Annotated in this window: 17 protein-coding genes and 3 CRISPR repeat arrays; of the genes, 9 read left to right on the forward strand and 8 right to left on the reverse strand. The window is 41.0% G+C overall.

Annotation, left to right across the window (positions count from 1 at the left end; all coding sequences use genetic code 11):
• Nucleotides 1-119 precede the first annotated feature (119 nt).
• The gene (locus MHI23_RS04140) at nucleotides 120-707 is read left to right on the forward strand and encodes a nitroreductase (RefSeq protein ID WP_024425811.1); all 588 of its coding nucleotides are present in this window, start codon (nucleotides 120-122) and stop codon (nucleotides 705-707) included.
• A 38-nt stretch (nucleotides 708-745) separates the two neighbouring features.
• Here MHI23_RS04140 and MHI23_RS04145 read toward each other — a convergent pair whose 3' ends face one another.
• The 3 genes from MHI23_RS04145 to MHI23_RS04155 all read right to left on the reverse strand — a co-directional run bounded on the left by MHI23_RS04145 (nucleotide 746) and on the right by MHI23_RS04155 (nucleotide 2,022).
• On the reverse strand, nucleotides 746-901 hold the full coding sequence (locus MHI23_RS04145; protein WP_024425223.1) for a YfhD family protein: 156 nt from the start codon (nucleotides 899-901) through the stop codon (nucleotides 746-748).
• Between the two features lie 61 nt (nucleotides 902-962).
• The gene (locus tag MHI23_RS04150) at nucleotides 963-1,073 is read right to left on the reverse strand and encodes a YfhE family protein (protein WP_017358836.1); all 111 of its coding nucleotides are present in this window, start codon (nucleotides 1,071-1,073) and stop codon (nucleotides 963-965) included.
• Nucleotides 1,074-1,125: 52 nt separating this feature from the next.
• Complete coding sequence (locus tag MHI23_RS04155) at nucleotides 1,126-2,022, reverse strand: TIGR01777 family oxidoreductase (RefSeq protein WP_056767794.1); 897 nt, start codon at nucleotides 2,020-2,022, stop codon at nucleotides 1,126-1,128.
• A gap of 94 nt (nucleotides 2,023-2,116) precedes the next feature.
• Here MHI23_RS04155 and recX point away from each other — a divergent pair, with 94 nt between their 5' ends.
• Entirely contained in the window at nucleotides 2,117-2,908 is a 792-nt protein-coding gene (gene recX / locus MHI23_RS04160) for a recombination regulator RecX (RefSeq protein WP_133744899.1), read from the forward strand.
• A gap of 3 nt (nucleotides 2,909-2,911) precedes the next feature.
• Entirely contained in the window at nucleotides 2,912-3,226 is a 315-nt protein-coding gene (locus MHI23_RS04165; protein WP_041087336.1) for a YfhH family protein, read from the forward strand.
• Nucleotides 3,227-3,249: 23 nt separating this feature from the next.
• Here the strand turns inward: MHI23_RS04165 and MHI23_RS04170 are convergent, their stop codons facing one another.
• Together MHI23_RS04170 and MHI23_RS04175 are read right to left on the reverse strand one after the other, a co-directional pair.
• The gene (locus tag MHI23_RS04170) at nucleotides 3,250-3,423 is read right to left on the reverse strand and encodes a YpzG family protein (RefSeq protein WP_008360604.1); all 174 of its coding nucleotides are present in this window, start codon (nucleotides 3,421-3,423) and stop codon (nucleotides 3,250-3,252) included.
• A 25-nt stretch (nucleotides 3,424-3,448) separates the two neighbouring features.
• On the reverse strand, nucleotides 3,449-3,598 hold the full coding sequence (locus tag MHI23_RS04175; protein ID WP_003217849.1) for a small, acid-soluble spore protein K: 150 nt from the start codon (nucleotides 3,596-3,598) through the stop codon (nucleotides 3,449-3,451).
• 116 nt (nucleotides 3,599-3,714) lie between these two features.
• On the opposite strand from MHI23_RS04175, the gene MHI23_RS04180 reads away from it, so the two are divergent.
• The 3 genes from MHI23_RS04180 to MHI23_RS04190 all read left to right on the forward strand — a co-directional run bounded on the left by MHI23_RS04180 (nucleotide 3,715) and on the right by MHI23_RS04190 (nucleotide 7,952).
• The gene (locus tag MHI23_RS04180) at nucleotides 3,715-3,987 is read left to right on the forward strand and encodes a YfhJ family protein (protein WP_024425219.1); all 273 of its coding nucleotides are present in this window, start codon (nucleotides 3,715-3,717) and stop codon (nucleotides 3,985-3,987) included.
• Between the two features lie 299 nt (nucleotides 3,988-4,286).
• A complete protein-coding gene (locus MHI23_RS04185; protein WP_024425218.1) occupies nucleotides 4,287-5,270 on the forward strand; it encodes a glycosyltransferase family 2 protein in 984 nt (327 codons plus the stop codon).
• Between the two features lie 87 nt (nucleotides 5,271-5,357).
• Complete coding sequence (locus MHI23_RS04190; protein ID WP_342492318.1) at nucleotides 5,358-7,952, forward strand: YfhO family protein; 2,595 nt, start codon at nucleotides 5,358-5,360, stop codon at nucleotides 7,950-7,952.
• Between the two features lie 61 nt (nucleotides 7,953-8,013).
• Here MHI23_RS04190 and MHI23_RS04195 read toward each other — a convergent pair whose 3' ends face one another.
• The 3 genes from MHI23_RS04195 to MHI23_RS04205 form a co-directional block, all read right to left on the reverse strand.
• Entirely contained in the window at nucleotides 8,014-8,433 is a 420-nt protein-coding gene (locus MHI23_RS04195) for a regulatory YrvL family protein (RefSeq protein WP_024425804.1), read from the reverse strand.
• A gap of 69 nt (nucleotides 8,434-8,502) precedes the next feature.
• The gene (locus MHI23_RS04200; protein WP_098676623.1) at nucleotides 8,503-9,666 is read right to left on the reverse strand and encodes an oxalate decarboxylase family bicupin; all 1,164 of its coding nucleotides are present in this window, start codon (nucleotides 9,664-9,666) and stop codon (nucleotides 8,503-8,505) included.
• A gap of 94 nt (nucleotides 9,667-9,760) precedes the next feature.
• Nucleotides 9,761-9,925, reverse strand: a complete 165-nt coding sequence (locus MHI23_RS04205; protein WP_098676622.1) for a YvrJ family protein — start codon at nucleotides 9,923-9,925, stop codon at nucleotides 9,761-9,763.
• 166 nt (nucleotides 9,926-10,091) lie between these two features.
• Between MHI23_RS04205 and MHI23_RS04210 the strand changes: the two genes are divergently transcribed.
• From MHI23_RS04210 to MHI23_RS04220, 3 genes are all read left to right on the forward strand, one after another.
• Nucleotides 10,092-10,694 (forward strand): sigma-70 family RNA polymerase sigma factor, encoded by a 603-nt coding sequence (locus MHI23_RS04210; protein ID WP_098676621.1) that lies wholly within the window; start codon nucleotides 10,092-10,094, stop codon nucleotides 10,692-10,694.
• Nucleotides 10,642-10,863: a sigma-O factor regulator RsoA gene (gene rsoA / locus MHI23_RS04215; RefSeq protein WP_029707333.1), complete on the forward strand. Its 222-nt coding sequence runs from the start codon at nucleotides 10,642-10,644 to the stop codon at nucleotides 10,861-10,863. Before MHI23_RS04210 ends, rsoA begins: the two co-directional genes overlap by 53 nt.
• A gap of 179 nt (nucleotides 10,864-11,042) precedes the next feature.
• Nucleotides 11,043-11,468: a CRISPR direct-repeat array (repeat unit 32 nt; unit sequence GTCGCACTCTATATGAGTGCGTGGATTGAAAT).
• Nucleotides 11,469-11,800: 332 nt separating this feature from the next.
• Nucleotides 11,801-12,165: a CRISPR direct-repeat array (repeat unit 32 nt; unit sequence GTCGCACTCTACATGAGTGCGTGGATTGAAAT).
• A gap of 343 nt (nucleotides 12,166-12,508) precedes the next feature.
• A CRISPR array of direct repeats spans nucleotides 12,509-12,808; the repeat unit is 34 nt; unit sequence GTCGCACTCTATATGAGTGCGTGGATTGAAATTA.
• Nucleotides 12,809-13,051: 243 nt separating this feature from the next.
• Nucleotides 13,052-13,942, forward strand: a complete 891-nt coding sequence (locus MHI23_RS04220) for a DUF6602 domain-containing protein (protein WP_342492319.1) — start codon at nucleotides 13,052-13,054, stop codon at nucleotides 13,940-13,942.
• Nucleotides 13,943-13,986: the final 44 nt, after the last annotated feature.

The following is a 13,986-nucleotide window of genomic DNA, read 5'->3' on the forward strand; positions in this document are numbered from 1 at the left end:
AAAAGTCAAACAACTATTTAGACGGGGAGGAGGGATACTTGATTTGCAACTGCACGAGATGACGTTTATAATGTGAATGAGAATCAATTTCAATTAAGTTGATTGAAAGGATGACATATATGCCAGAAACGAAACAACAAACAGAAGCGTTAACAGTTCGAGACGCTGTCAGATATAGACGATCGATTCGAAAATTCAAAGACATACCGGTGACGATTGAGCAGCTTCAGCCGCTATTAGAGGATGCAGTTTATGCACCGAACCATAAAATCACGGAGCCGTGGCGCTTTTTATATGCGGTGACGGATGAAGCGAAAGCGACTTTTGTAGAGCGCTTTATTGCTTTCTTTCAGCGCAACAACCCAGATGCAAAAGAAGAAAAAATCAATCATTACAGAGATTACTTCTCCAAGGTCCCAGCGCTTTTACTTGTCGTACTAAAAGAAGACGAGAACCCTGTGGTGAGAAATGATGATTTTGCCGCCGTCAGCGCGCTTATTCAAAATCTTCAGCTGCTTGCGTGGGATCAAGGGATCGGTATGGTATGGAAGAGCGGACGCATTTTATACGATAAAGGCTTTCAACAAGACATGGGATTAAAGGAAAACGAACGGTTTGCTGCGATCCTTCATATAGGTTATCCAGAAGAGGTACCTGAGGAAAAATCACGCCAGAAAGCATCAAGTCTTCTTACTGAAATCAAATAAAAGAAAAGCAGACCGCTGAATAAGGTCTGCTTTTTTACTTATTGTTTTTTGGCGCGCTGATCGGCCGCTTTCATACGTGCCATTGCTTTTACGTCATTCGGATCTGCAAGTTCTTTGGAAAATTCAACATATTCGCCATCCGTCTCTTGTGCCGCGAGCTCGTGGTTGGATTTTTTGTGTTGGTCTTTTTTCAAAGCCTTTCCCTCCTTTACAAGATCACTTTAGTTATGTGCTTGTTGGAGGGGAATATCCGTCTTATTTGTTTCTTTTTTCTGCTGCTCTTTCCGCTTTTTTGAATTCCTGCTGATACAGGACTTCCTGGGTTTTCTTCAACTTCGAAGTTGGCTGGTGTTCTTTTTTCTTCATCAAAATCGCCCCCTCATATCATTTCTAATAGGATGGGTGTTTTTGACAACATTTATTCCTTAGAATGCAAAATCGCTTCTTTTAGTTCAGGATGCAAAAAGTCATAAGAAGAAAGCAGTGCCTTTTTCGGAAGAGCACGCTGGCCTTCTAAAACAAGTAATGACATTTCGCCAAGTACCGTTTTCATCGCAAAAGATGGGACCTTCAGCCAATGAGGACGGTGAAGGACAGAGGCGATGGTTTGTCCGAGCTGCTTCATTTGAACAGGATTCGGAGACGTGACATTAAGTGGTCCTGAAATGTCGTCGTTTTGAATGGCATATTGAATGAGGTGTGCAACATCCTCGACATGTACCCATGAAACCCATTGTGTGCCAGAGCCCATGGTTCCGCCGGCAAACAGCTTATATGGCAGTGCCATCAGTGGCAATGTCCCTTTTTCGCCTAACACGACGCCAAAGCGGGTGTAGACTGTACGAATGCCGAGTGCTTCAATTTTTTGCGCCTCAGCTTCCCAAAGTTTTGATGTATGACTTAAGAAATCAGTATCTGCAGGGGGTGACTCCTCCGTAAAATCTCCTGTTTGAGAAGTGCCATAAATCCCGACAGCACTTGCTTGAATCAGCACAGATGGCTTTGATTCCTGCGCTTCTATAATGCGTCTTACCTCTTGTGTTGATTTGAGACGGCTGGAGAGGATGCCTTCTTTTGCCTTGTCTGTCCAGCGTGTAAAAATGGATTTTCCAGCAAGGTTAATCCATACATCGATGGCAGGCAATTCATGCTCAGGCGCAGCACCTTCAGTCAGCCACTGCACATAATGTAAATGATTTTGTTCGGATTCCTTTGGATTTCTTGTTAAAATATATAGATGATGTCCCTCAGCAGCGAGCACTTTTGTGACATGCTGGCCGATAAAACCGGTTCCTCCGGTAATGGCGATATTCAATTGACATCTCTCCTCTCATATACATACCTATATCTTTCACGATTTTGAATCAGAAGAAACATCCTGACTGTTTTGGAAAAGGAGTGATCACAGGATGCCCTATATTACAAAAATTTCTGCTCAGAAAAACAATACCGAGCGGGTCAACATCTTTCTTGATGAAAAGTACGCCTTTAGCGTTGATTTAGATGTGCTCGTCCAGCACGATTTGAAAAAAGGAAAAGAGCTGGACGAAGCAGATATCATTGAGATTCAATTCGGTGATTCAGTGAAAAAAGGATTTCAGCAGGCCGTTGATTATTTATCCTACCGCATGAGATCAGTGAAAGAAGTCACCGATTATTTAACGAAAAAAGAAATCCCTGCACCTGCTATTAGTGAAATTATACACAAATTGAAGCATTATAAGTATGTAAATGATCTTGAATTTGCAGAAGCCTATGTCAGCACCCACCGGAAAACGAACAGCAAAGGACCGTCCGTCCTAAAAAAAGAATTGAAGCTCAAGGGGATAGACGATGACACGATTGAACAGGCGCTATCGCAATACCCTGATGACTTACAGCTGGAGGAAGCTGTAAAGCAGGTTCTCAAGCTTGTCAAAAAAGAAAAAAATCGTTCTGCAAAAGAGATCGAGCAGCGCATCAAGCTGCAGCTGCAGCGAAAGGGATTTTCGTTTGAGATCATTGATAAAGCCCTTCAAGAAGCCTATGATGGACAAGAAGACGAAAAGGAAGAAGAAGCCCTCCTTTATATGCTGGAGAAGGCAAAACGCAAGGTAGGATATGACGGATCATTTGAAAAGAAGATGAAAGTAAAGCAATTTTTATTCAGAAAAGGCTTTGATCTTGATACAATTGATCACGTTTTAGACAAAGGGGAATGACAGATGGAAAAACGCTATAGTGAGATGACAGAATACGAATTGAAGCAGGAGATTGCCGCCCTTTCTGAAAAAGCACGAAAGGCTGAGCAGCTTGGCATTGTGAATGAATACGCAGTTTTAGAACGGAAAATCGATATGGCGAAAGCCTATTTATTAGATCCAGCCTCGATTCAAACGAAAACAACTTATCAAATTAAAGACACAGAAGAAGAGTTTTATGTGGAATATCTAAATGGCGTTTTTGCATGGGGATACAGAGTATCGGCTCCAAATAAGGAAGATGCCCTGCCGATTTCAATGCTGACGCAAAAGGACTGATCCTAAAAGATCAGTCCTTTTCTTTACTTCGAACGCTGTTTACGGACGTTGTTCTGAAGTACGATGTCGTGCTGCGTTTGCTGCGTTTCTCCGTTGACCTGAGAGGCAGAATGCTTTGCATTTGCCCATGGTTGAGGGTAAGCGGTTGTCCTTAATTGAACAAAGTCTGCCATATACGATTTCCCATTTGAACTCATATCTCAAGCACTCCCTTTGGAAAAATTAGCGTTTCCCTGATGCCCTCATACGTTCCTGTGGACGTGTATTCGTTTCACCATTCGGCCGTTTAGACGCATAAGCATCTGTAGCGCCTGGTTCGCCTTCAAACTTGTGATTTACCTGATTTGGAAAGCCTTTTGCTTTATTACGCATATCGATTCCCTCCAAACAATACAAATCATTTGCGTCTTTTGAAGACGTAAGGGTAGTATATGAAAAAAGAAGTTTTTTTAAAAAGGCACTTTCTGCTAAATGAAGGAGGAATACACATGGAACAATACTTTGAGCGACTAACAGAACAACTTATGGAAAAAAACAATATGCTGACATATGACGAAGCACGTACATGGGTAGAGCTGCTTTGGAGTGATTTTGAAACGACTTATGCAAAGGCTGGCCGCAAGTATAAAGGACAGGAAACAACAGAACGAATTGTCCAAGAGTGGATCGAGAGCTACGGCGCGCAGTTGCATTTATTTCAAAATAAACAATCAAAGGCAAATGAGCATCTGCAACAAAACAATCGAGGGCTGCTTCACTAAAAGGTTGCCCTTTTACTTCCATTCATCTTTTTCAATAATAAGGAAAATATACAAATGAACAAATAACTTTATGAAACAATACCCAGTCTGTGATCGAAATTACAGGCTTTTTACAATGATTAAACTTAAAATTACATTAAATTCATCCTGCCGAAAATTACTGGAAATAAAACTCTGATATAATGAAACGATTGAAGAGACATGTAATTTATGGATAATAAAAAAGGGTTTCGTTTTCTGACAAAAAAGGAATAATGAACATATCAGACTATGTGAAAAAAGTGAAGAGAAGGTGCGATATGGAACGGGAACTGCTCTCTGTTATAATTCCTTCTTACAATGAAGGTGAAAACATCAGACGAATCTTTGAGGCACTCGAGGAAGAGTTTCGCGATTTTCATTATGACTTTGAAATCATCTTTGTAAATGATGGAAGCAAAGACAACACGCTTCAATACATGAGAGAGCTCTCTCGCAAAAGTGCAAAAGTTAAATATATATCCTTTTCCCGTAACTTTGGAAAGGAAGCCGCTATTTTGGCAGGTCTTGAACATGCAAAAGGAGCAGCTGCGATTATTATGGACGCCGATCTGCAGCACCCGACGTATTTAATTCAGGACTTTGTCAGAGGGTATGAAGAAGGCTATCATCAAGTCATTGCCAAACGGAATCGTAAAGGTGACAGCAAGCTGCGCTCTTACCTCTCATCCATGTACTATAAGGTGATGAACAAGGTAGTAGAAGTGGACTTGCGTGATGGCGTCGGGGATTTCCGTTTAATTTCACGCCAAGCCATCGATGCACTGCTTCAGCTGAAAGAGGGAAATCGTTTTTCGAAAGGGCTTTTTTGCTGGATTGGGTTTGAAGAAAAGGTCATCTATTATGAAAATGTAGAAAGACAGCATGGTGATACAAAATGGTCACTGAAGAAATTATTTAACTATGGCATTGATGGCGTCATTTCCTTTAACAACCGCCCGCTGCGCATTTGTTTTTATACTGGCATACTGATCTTATTTCTCTCATTGATTTACATCGTGGCCACCTTTATTCAAATCGTCAGAACGGGCATAATGGTGCCGGGTTATTTTACTTTAATATCAGCTGTGCTGTTCCTCGGAGGTGTCCAGCTTTTGAGTCTAGGCGTGATTGGAGAATATATTGGCCGTATTTATTATGAAACGAAAAAGAGGCCGCATTATTTAATCCAGGAATCAAATGTGATGGAACAAGAGACAAGCTCAAAGGAACAAGACCGAGTGTTAACGCAGTTATTTAAATAACGTGGAGTCAAATAACCGGCAAGCACGAATCGCTTGCTGGGTTGTTTTGTTTCAAAGAACAGTGGATCTTTTGTGGAAAGGATTTAGATGATGAAACGTAGATGGATAATCATAGGAATGTGCCTCATTCTCGCTTTATTAGGACACTCCTTTTTCTTATATGAATATACGCAAGGCCGGTATATGACAGGAGATGGAGACGGGATCTCACAAATGCTCCCATTTAAAAAGCTGCTTTACGATGAATACGTCAAAGGGAACTTCTTTTATTCCTATCAATTCGGTCTAGGCGGCGGTACATATACGCAATTAGGTTATTATTTCACAACGTCAACTGTCTTTATGGTCACAGTCGCTGTCGTCTGGCTGATGAATGCGCTTCATGTTATCCAGTCAACGGACATTCAATTCTGGGCAAATGCCGTCATTTGGCTGAGTGTGATTAAGCTGACGCTTATTCTTTTCATCGCTTACCGTGTGCTTCTTTCAATGGTTCAGCATAGGCTGAGTGCATTAACAGGAGCCGCAATTTACGGACTGTCTATTGTGTATTTTCGACATGAAACATTTTGGGAGTTTTTCACCGACAGTATGATGTGGCTCCCGCTGCTTGTACTTGGGGTTGAACGGATTTTCAAAACAGGTAAGCCGGCTTGGTTTATTGCGGCGTGCAGCCTGATGCTCATCAACAATTTTTACTTTGCTTATATTCATTTTATCTTTTTAGCGATCTATCTTGTCTTCAGATATATCATCAAGCTTCGAAGTGAGGAGAACGGGTGGAAGGTGTTCTGGACGCTGGCGGTCTCTACGCTGTTATCCTTTGGTATCAGTGCTGCCTTTTTTGTCCCGTCTGTCTATGGATTTCTTCATAATATAAGACCGCCATATGATCAATCTATACCTTGGTTTGATCTGCATGATCATCTGCTGTTTACAAGCAGGGTGTATTTATTACCTGTGATTTTTCTCATTTGTATGTTCCTCGTTCCGCTTTACCGGAACAGGTGGTTTTTCATGTTTACATCGATCAGCGTTCTGCTCATTGTTTTTCACTACAGTCCAAAGATGGCGAGCGTGTTTAATGGTTTTTCAGCACCGCAGTACAGGTTTGAATACATTCTTGCCTTTACAGTTGGAGCGGTCGTAGCCATCACCATCAAGCATTTCTCGCAAATTGAGTGGAAGTGGAAAAAGCGTGCGGTCTTAGGTGCTTGGATCGTGTTTCTTCTCGCAGTCATCTTATCAGAACGAGCAAAGGGAAATATGGATGTTGTTGTATTTACAGGCATAGGACTGCTTGTGATCAGCTTGTTTTTCCTTGTGATTCATGCGGAAAAACGCCAGCACCTTCGTCTCTTTTCAGCTGTGCTCATCGTTGTCAGCTTACTGACAGCAGGCGTGTACCAGCAGGGCTACTTATCTGAAAGAAGCAATATTAAGAGCGTGTCAGATACGTATCTGAATAGTGAGGCGTATGCTGGACATGAGCAAATGAAGCTCATTCAGCAGATTCAAAGCCGCTCTTCAAAAGATCCGCTTGCCCGGATTGACTGGATGAATGGCGTGCGCAACAACACCCCGTTATTTGAAGGCTTTCAAGGCATGAGTGCGTATTCAAGTATATTGAATCAGCATTTGCTCAATTTCTACTGGAATGACCTGCAAATCGATATGGGACGAGAAAGTGTCAGCCGTTATGCAACAATGGGGGACAGAGCGAATTTATACAGCCTGACCTACGGAAAGTATTATATGAGAGACAATACGATGCCTGACTCACCGCCAGCTTATTTTAAGCCAATATTGGAAAGCGAGCATTATAAAGTGTATGAAAATACACGGCCGCTGCCATTTGCAAGAACAACAAGCGCCGTTTATTCAGAAGAATCCTTAAAGAATGCCTCAGCACTTGATAGAGAGCATGCGATGCTGCAAGGTGTGATTTTAGACAAAAAAGGAAACGCTGAAATTGAGCACGCGCCAGATCGAGTCAAGGATACAAAGATTCATACGGAACAAGCCGTATACGAACACGGCGTGCTTGATGTATACGGAGAAACAGGCGGTCTGAATATCACGCTGCCAGATGATATGGCCCGCGCTGGAGATGTGTATGTGAGCTTTTATGTGAAGCGGACAGACCGGAACGAAGGATTTCAGTTATCCGTTGACAACTACGTCACCTCACGAAAAAGCAATACATCCATCTACAAAACAGGCGTCAATGAAGTGACGATTCGAGTCCCTGCGGAAAAAATTCTTTCCATTCGAGTACCAAAAGGGACGTATGAACTCGATCAACTGAAGCTGTATCAAGAGCCTTACCGCATCCTAGAAAAGGCATATGAAAAAGAAAAACAGGATGATGGCAGCCAGCAAGTAAAGCTCGAAAACAACCGCTTTACGATTTCATATGATAACAAACGCGGCGATGATTATATGGTTCTGCCAGTACCATATGAAAAAGGCTGGGAGCTCACAGTAAACGGACAGCAGACCGATATTGAACAAGCCAATTACGCCTTTATCGGTTTTCCAATAGAAAAAGGTAAAAACGAGATTGTGCTAACCTACTATCCGCCTTATATCAGAATTCTCGCGTTGATTTCACTCGTCAGTTTGATCGTTGCGATCCTATATGCACGGAGAAAACACAAGAAACACCACTTTTCATCATAAGTGGTGTTTTTTATCTTCCAAGGGCTGATCGAACACGATATCCATCATATGAAGCAAATCACTAAGCTTCTTTCTCAAACGAAAAAGTCGCATAATCAAACAAAAAATGAAACAACCAAAGACTGAGGGCAAAGAGAATTTCCTCAGAAGTAGACAGTAAAATGCCGCCTACCAATTCATCAGATAAATAGACAGCCCCCCAAATAAACAAGAGATGAATGGAAATGGCATAGAAAACGATGGAGCGTTTTTTGGAACGGCACTTTCTCACAACCCTCATGAGCACATGTTCCACATGCTCAAAGGATATCCCAAGTACCACATAGATGCCCATAAATAAAAGCATCGATAAAATCGATTGATAAAAAGCACCCGTTAAATGAAAGAACAGTACACAAAACAACAAAAATATGTAACAGACAGCCGACGCCGCCATGAGCCATTTCAGCCCTTGCCATAAAGCGTGAACAGATTGCTGCATAGGTGAACAAACACTCCTTTACATGAAGATACCTGCAAAAAGGACAGCCTTTTTGCAGGAAGTTATATGTTAATCCTCTTTTTTAGGCGCAGCGATCACAGGATGTTTTTCAGTATCAAGCAGTTTTAAGAAGTCTTCACCTTGATCTAAATGATCAAGAACAAGCTGTTTCGGTGTGACCGCAAGCCACTGATTGAGTGAAATGTCTGCATAATGATCGCTCTTAAAGATTTCTAAGAAATAAAGTGGTTCGTCGCCTGTATTTTCTACATAATGCCCCATCGCAAATGGGACATATCCAACGTCTCCGGCCTGATAGTTGAAGGTTCTCGCATGTCCATCAGAAGCAAATACCGTCATTCGTGCTTTTCCAGAAATGAAATATTGCCATTCATCCGTATTTGGATGCCAGTGCAGCTCACGAATGGCACCTGGATCAACTTTCACAAGAGCGGATGCAATCGTTTTAGATGCTTTGAAATTGGTAGAGTCCGCAATCCACACTTGTCCGCCGCTTGATGTAATCGGCTCCTGTTTTAACAGCTCATATTTAAAGGAATTCGGGACTTCTCCTTGCTCTGTTTTCACCTTGTCACATTCAAGGGAACCAGGAATTCCTTTTTGGAAAATATACTTTTCTTTCTCTGGCAGCTTGTCAAACTGCTCTTTTGTCATACCGAAGTTCTTGAGCACGACTTCCTCTGGCGTGTGGGCAAGCCAATCGGTTACTTGGAACGTACTATTTTCTGAGAATGCCCCATCATCAAACACAAGCAAGAATTCAGCTCCCGGTTCAAGTGCTTGGATAGAGTGCGGCAGGCCAGAAGGGAAGTACCACAAATCACCCTCAGTCACATCCTCTGTAAAATTGCGCCCCTCTGCATCAACCGATGTAATCCGGGCTTCCCCATAAATCATGTACGCCCATTCCGCTTCCTTATGCCAGTGAAGCTCACGAATCGCACCAGGCTTTAACCGCATATTAACAGATGCAAGACTTTTAGAGATCGGCAGTTCACGGACTGTTACCTCACGGGCGTAGCCGCCTTTTTCTAAACGATTGTGTGTATCAGAAAAAGAATATTTCAGGTTGGAGACCGTTCCATGATCGGTTTCTGGCGGCGTGAGCATATCTGGATTTTGTCTGTCCCGCTCGAGATTACGTGGAATTTTGACCGTTGCTCCTTTTTCTCCTCGAATCGGCTGTGGTATTCCATTTTGCTTTTCACTCATGATAAAATCCCCTTTCAACATCGTATTGTGTGAGGTGACAAAAGGCCTTTCATTTCGCCCTCGTTTTCATAAGGTGAAACGAATCAGGCAGATGTCAATCTGATTCATCATTTTTTTGAGCAGCGACTAATCGTTGGATGAGCTTGCTTAATTCATCAAACTTTCGTTCAAAGCGTGTCAGCAAGTAAACCGTCAAAATGGCAGGGAAGCCAGCCTGACCGAGCTGCTTCAGCCATTCCTCTGAAAAAAAGGGCTCCATTTGTCTCACCTCCCAGCGGATGCTCGTCTTCTATATAAGTGGTATGAAAGAAGAAAAAGGAAAGCAGAGGGGGAGAAAATGAATCATTAGACCCGTTTCACGAAGTTTACTTTTTTTAACTTTTGTCCACTTAATGCTAGTAGAGGGAACAAAGGGGAGGATGCACATGGATTATCGGCTGTTATTGAAAGCAAAATGGAAGGAAATCATTGATCACCCGCTCATTCAGCAGTTTTTAAGCAACCCGAAAAACGAGCAGCTGCTCCGGCAAGTCATGGAAGAGCCAAACGAGGAAAATGCCAAAAAACTAGATTCCGAGTTCAAACAGTTCTATCAGAAAATCCGCATCATCAAGTATATCTCCACAATGATACGCATCTTTTCAGTCGACTTTGACAAACGAGTAAAAAAGAAACAGCAGCGTTTTCCGCTCATACTTGATCATCCTGATACACAAGAAGTGAAAGACCATGTTCAAACAGATACGTATGAAGCTGTGCTCTTCAACCAGCAAGACCTAGGGGAGCATCTGCAAGACCAAACATTGTACAAGGCCTACCAGCAGCTCACAGACAAACAAAAAATGGTCCTAACCCAAATCTATGTCGAAGGCCAAACGATGAAAGAAATAGCCGATCAGTTCGGCGAAACAAGACAAAACATCTCAAACATTCACAAAAAAGCACTCAACAAACTAAAAGAAGAAACAGGGGGAGATGTCCGTGCACGAAGACAAAATGACCAATGGAGAAATGGAAGAACTCATTGAAACCTTCACACCCATGATCAAAAAGAAACTACAAAACACGGCATATCAAGAAAGAGAAGACCTCGAACAAGAACTCTATATCAAACTCATCGAAAAAATAGACCGGCTGATTTACCAAGAAGGACCTGGATTTTGGGAGTTTATTGTGGAATATATGACGAAGTTGTAAGAGGAACTGATGGTGCGAATGTGAGGTGAACATAAAATCCCCGGTGCATTCGCACCTTTTTATTCGACAAAATTGAGAAAAAATGTATATTTTTAAAGGGGAAAACAAAATTCTTTATTGAAAGTTGTGGATTTTGCCTATCATTTCCCAAAAAATGTTACAATTAGGCAGAAATCGCAGTCGCACTCTATATGAGTGCGTGGATTGAAATGATCTTGAAGTCTTCTTTTGTCATTCCTTTTATTGTCGCACTCTACATGAGTGCGTGGATTGAAATTTTGAGAGGGTCTTGTATAGCTTTAGATCAATCGTCGCACTCTATATGAGTGCGTGGATTGAAATTATTTTCGCAAAGTGTGAATGAAGATGGTACTAGGTCGCACTCTATATGAGTGCGTGGATTGAAATTGCAATTGCTATTAATCTTTCCAGGTCCCAACGATGTCGCACTCTATATGAGTGCGTGGATTGAAATCTCAGCCTCACGCTTAGCCTTTTCGTCAGCCTCGTCGCACTCTATATGAGGCGTGGATTGAAATAATGATTGTGTGACCGTGCTCAGTGCTTCTATGTGTCGCACTTTACAGGAGTGTATGGATTGAGGTAGCTTGAAAAAAATGTTGACAGTTGGGCTTGATTTAGGTGTGAAAAACATGACTCTGGCTCAGTAGTCATGTTTTTAAATGAATTCAAAGCTGTTGATGAAACAGTGAAATAAGTATGTTTTCAAGAGCAATAGTTTTTATTTAAATAGGATTAAGAAAAATTCGGTGCGAATGTGAGGTGAACATAAAATCCCCGGGACAATCGCACCTTTTTATTCGACAAAAATGAGAAAAAATGTATATTTTATAAAGGGGAAAACAAAATTCTTTATTGAAAGTTGTGGATTTTGCCTATCATTTCCCAAAAAATGTTACAATTAGGCAGAAATCGCAGTCGCACTCTACATGAGTGCGTGGATTGAAATTGTAGTTGCACCTTGTAATGACAGACGTAAGGTCGTCGCACTCTACATGAGTGCGTGGATTGAAATTCAGCTCGCTTCAACACGTTCCCTCCAAAGAAAAGTCGCACTCTACATGAGTGCGTGGATTGAAATATTCCTACTACTCTATCAACTATCATGAATCCTACATGTCGCACTCTACATGAGTGCGTGGATTGAAATATCCAACTATCATAGTATGAGGATATTCGTAGCGTCGCACTCTATATGAGTGCGTGGATTGAAATTGTCATAGAACGCAATTTCTCATCAATACTTTCGGTCGCACTCTACATGAGTGTGTGGATTGAAATAATGGCAGTCGTAGGCTGGCTACCGATGGGTTCAGAGTATGAATGATAGGTGTGAAAAACATGACTGGCCCAGTAGTCATGTTTTTAAATGAATTCAAAGCTATTGGTGAAACAATTAAAATAAGTATGATTTTCAAGAGCAATAATTTTTAATTAAGTAGGATTAAGAAAAATTCGGTGCGAATGTGAGATGGACATAAAATCCCCGGGACATTCGCACCTTTTCATTCGACAAAAATGAGAAAAAATGTATATTATTTAGAGGGGAAAACAAAATTCTATATAGAAAATTGGGGATTTCGGCTATCATCCCCTAAAAAATGTAATAATTAGGGCAGAAATCGCAGTCGCACTCTATATGAGTGCGTGGATTGAAATTACCACTGAGACTCGACGGATTGATCTGTGCGCTGTCGCACTCTATATGAGTGCGTGGATTGAAATACCTTTATTTCTGGTCTACTAGCTACATAGACATGTCGCACTCTATATGAGTGCGTGGATTGAAATTAACGCCGCCGGAACAGTTTTCAAAGGAATTGCCGTCGCACTCTATATGAGTGCGTGGATTGAAATTATAAACCTTCGGTTGTCCTTTCTTCACTACTGGTCGCATTCTATATGAGTGCGTGATTTTAAATGATTGTGTCTTAAACGGTATGACATTCTCAGAGATCATGATTCTTACAACACCCTTTTTCAGATACAAAAGCCATCAAAATAGACTGTTCATTTGTAAAGTGAAAACATGACTCATTGCAGTCATGTTTTTTTTCTTCTTTTTCCTAAATAAACCTTAAAAAATCTCAAAATAAGTCGAAATGAAAAGTAGTCATTTAGATTCAAATATTATCCATTCGTAATGAATGATGAAGGAGGAAATGGTTTGGGTGAGACGGAGCGAACCGGTAAAGTGGAGCAGCTGATCTTAGAGAATTATCAAAGATTAAACAGCATGATATCAGAAGAAGTGGACTTTGCTTCTAATCATGGCGGGCTGACAGGGGATTCTAGAGAAGTGATGTGGCTGGAGTTTTTTCGGAAAATCATTCCTAAAAAATATTCATTAGCACAAGGTGTCATCATTATTGACTCAGAAGGAAATCATTCTAACGAAGTCGATATTGCCGTATTTGATGAGCAGTATACGCCGTATGTGTTCCAACACAATTCGTTGAAGTTTATACCGATTGAGGCGGTTGCGGTTGCTATAGAATGTAAAAGTTCAAATTTCGATGTTGATAATTTAAAAGTTTGGTCTGACAATATAAAAAAATTAGTACCGAAAACAAAAGGAATAGCTAGGATGGCCGCTCAAGGGGTTGTCATGGTTGAAAATGATACACAGAAACGAACACGTCCTATTTTAATTTTAGCAAGTAATTTAAAAAGGCAAACAGCAAATTCATCTTCAAAGATGTTTGAAATATTAGACAAAGCATTTGACCTTATTCTTATAAAACAAAAGAGTGTATTTCATTTAAGAGCTCCTAATGAAGATAAACAGCTAGGATGGTGGGCTAATGAATTAAATTGTTATGATCCAGAAAGGTCTAAGGAACAAGAGGATAAAGAAAAGAAAAAAAATAGTGAGAAAAATAAAGATAATAGTAAAGACAAAGTGATTTCGAACAAACTCAGCGATTTACGTATTGATGGATACGATCTGTTAACGCTAAACTTCCAATTAAATCAATTGCTGATGCTCATCAACAACCCCATGTTTTTCCCTCACTATGCATATGCCGAGCTATTTCAGAAACAGATAACAAAGTGAAGAAAGGAGAGCGACATGACAAGGGAATTTAGTAAACCCAAAAC

It is taken from the genome of Bacillus sp. FSL M7-0003 (assembly GCF_038628485.1).
GTDB classification, from domain to species: Bacteria; Bacillota; Bacilli; order Bacillales; family Bacillaceae; genus Bacillus; species Bacillus safensis.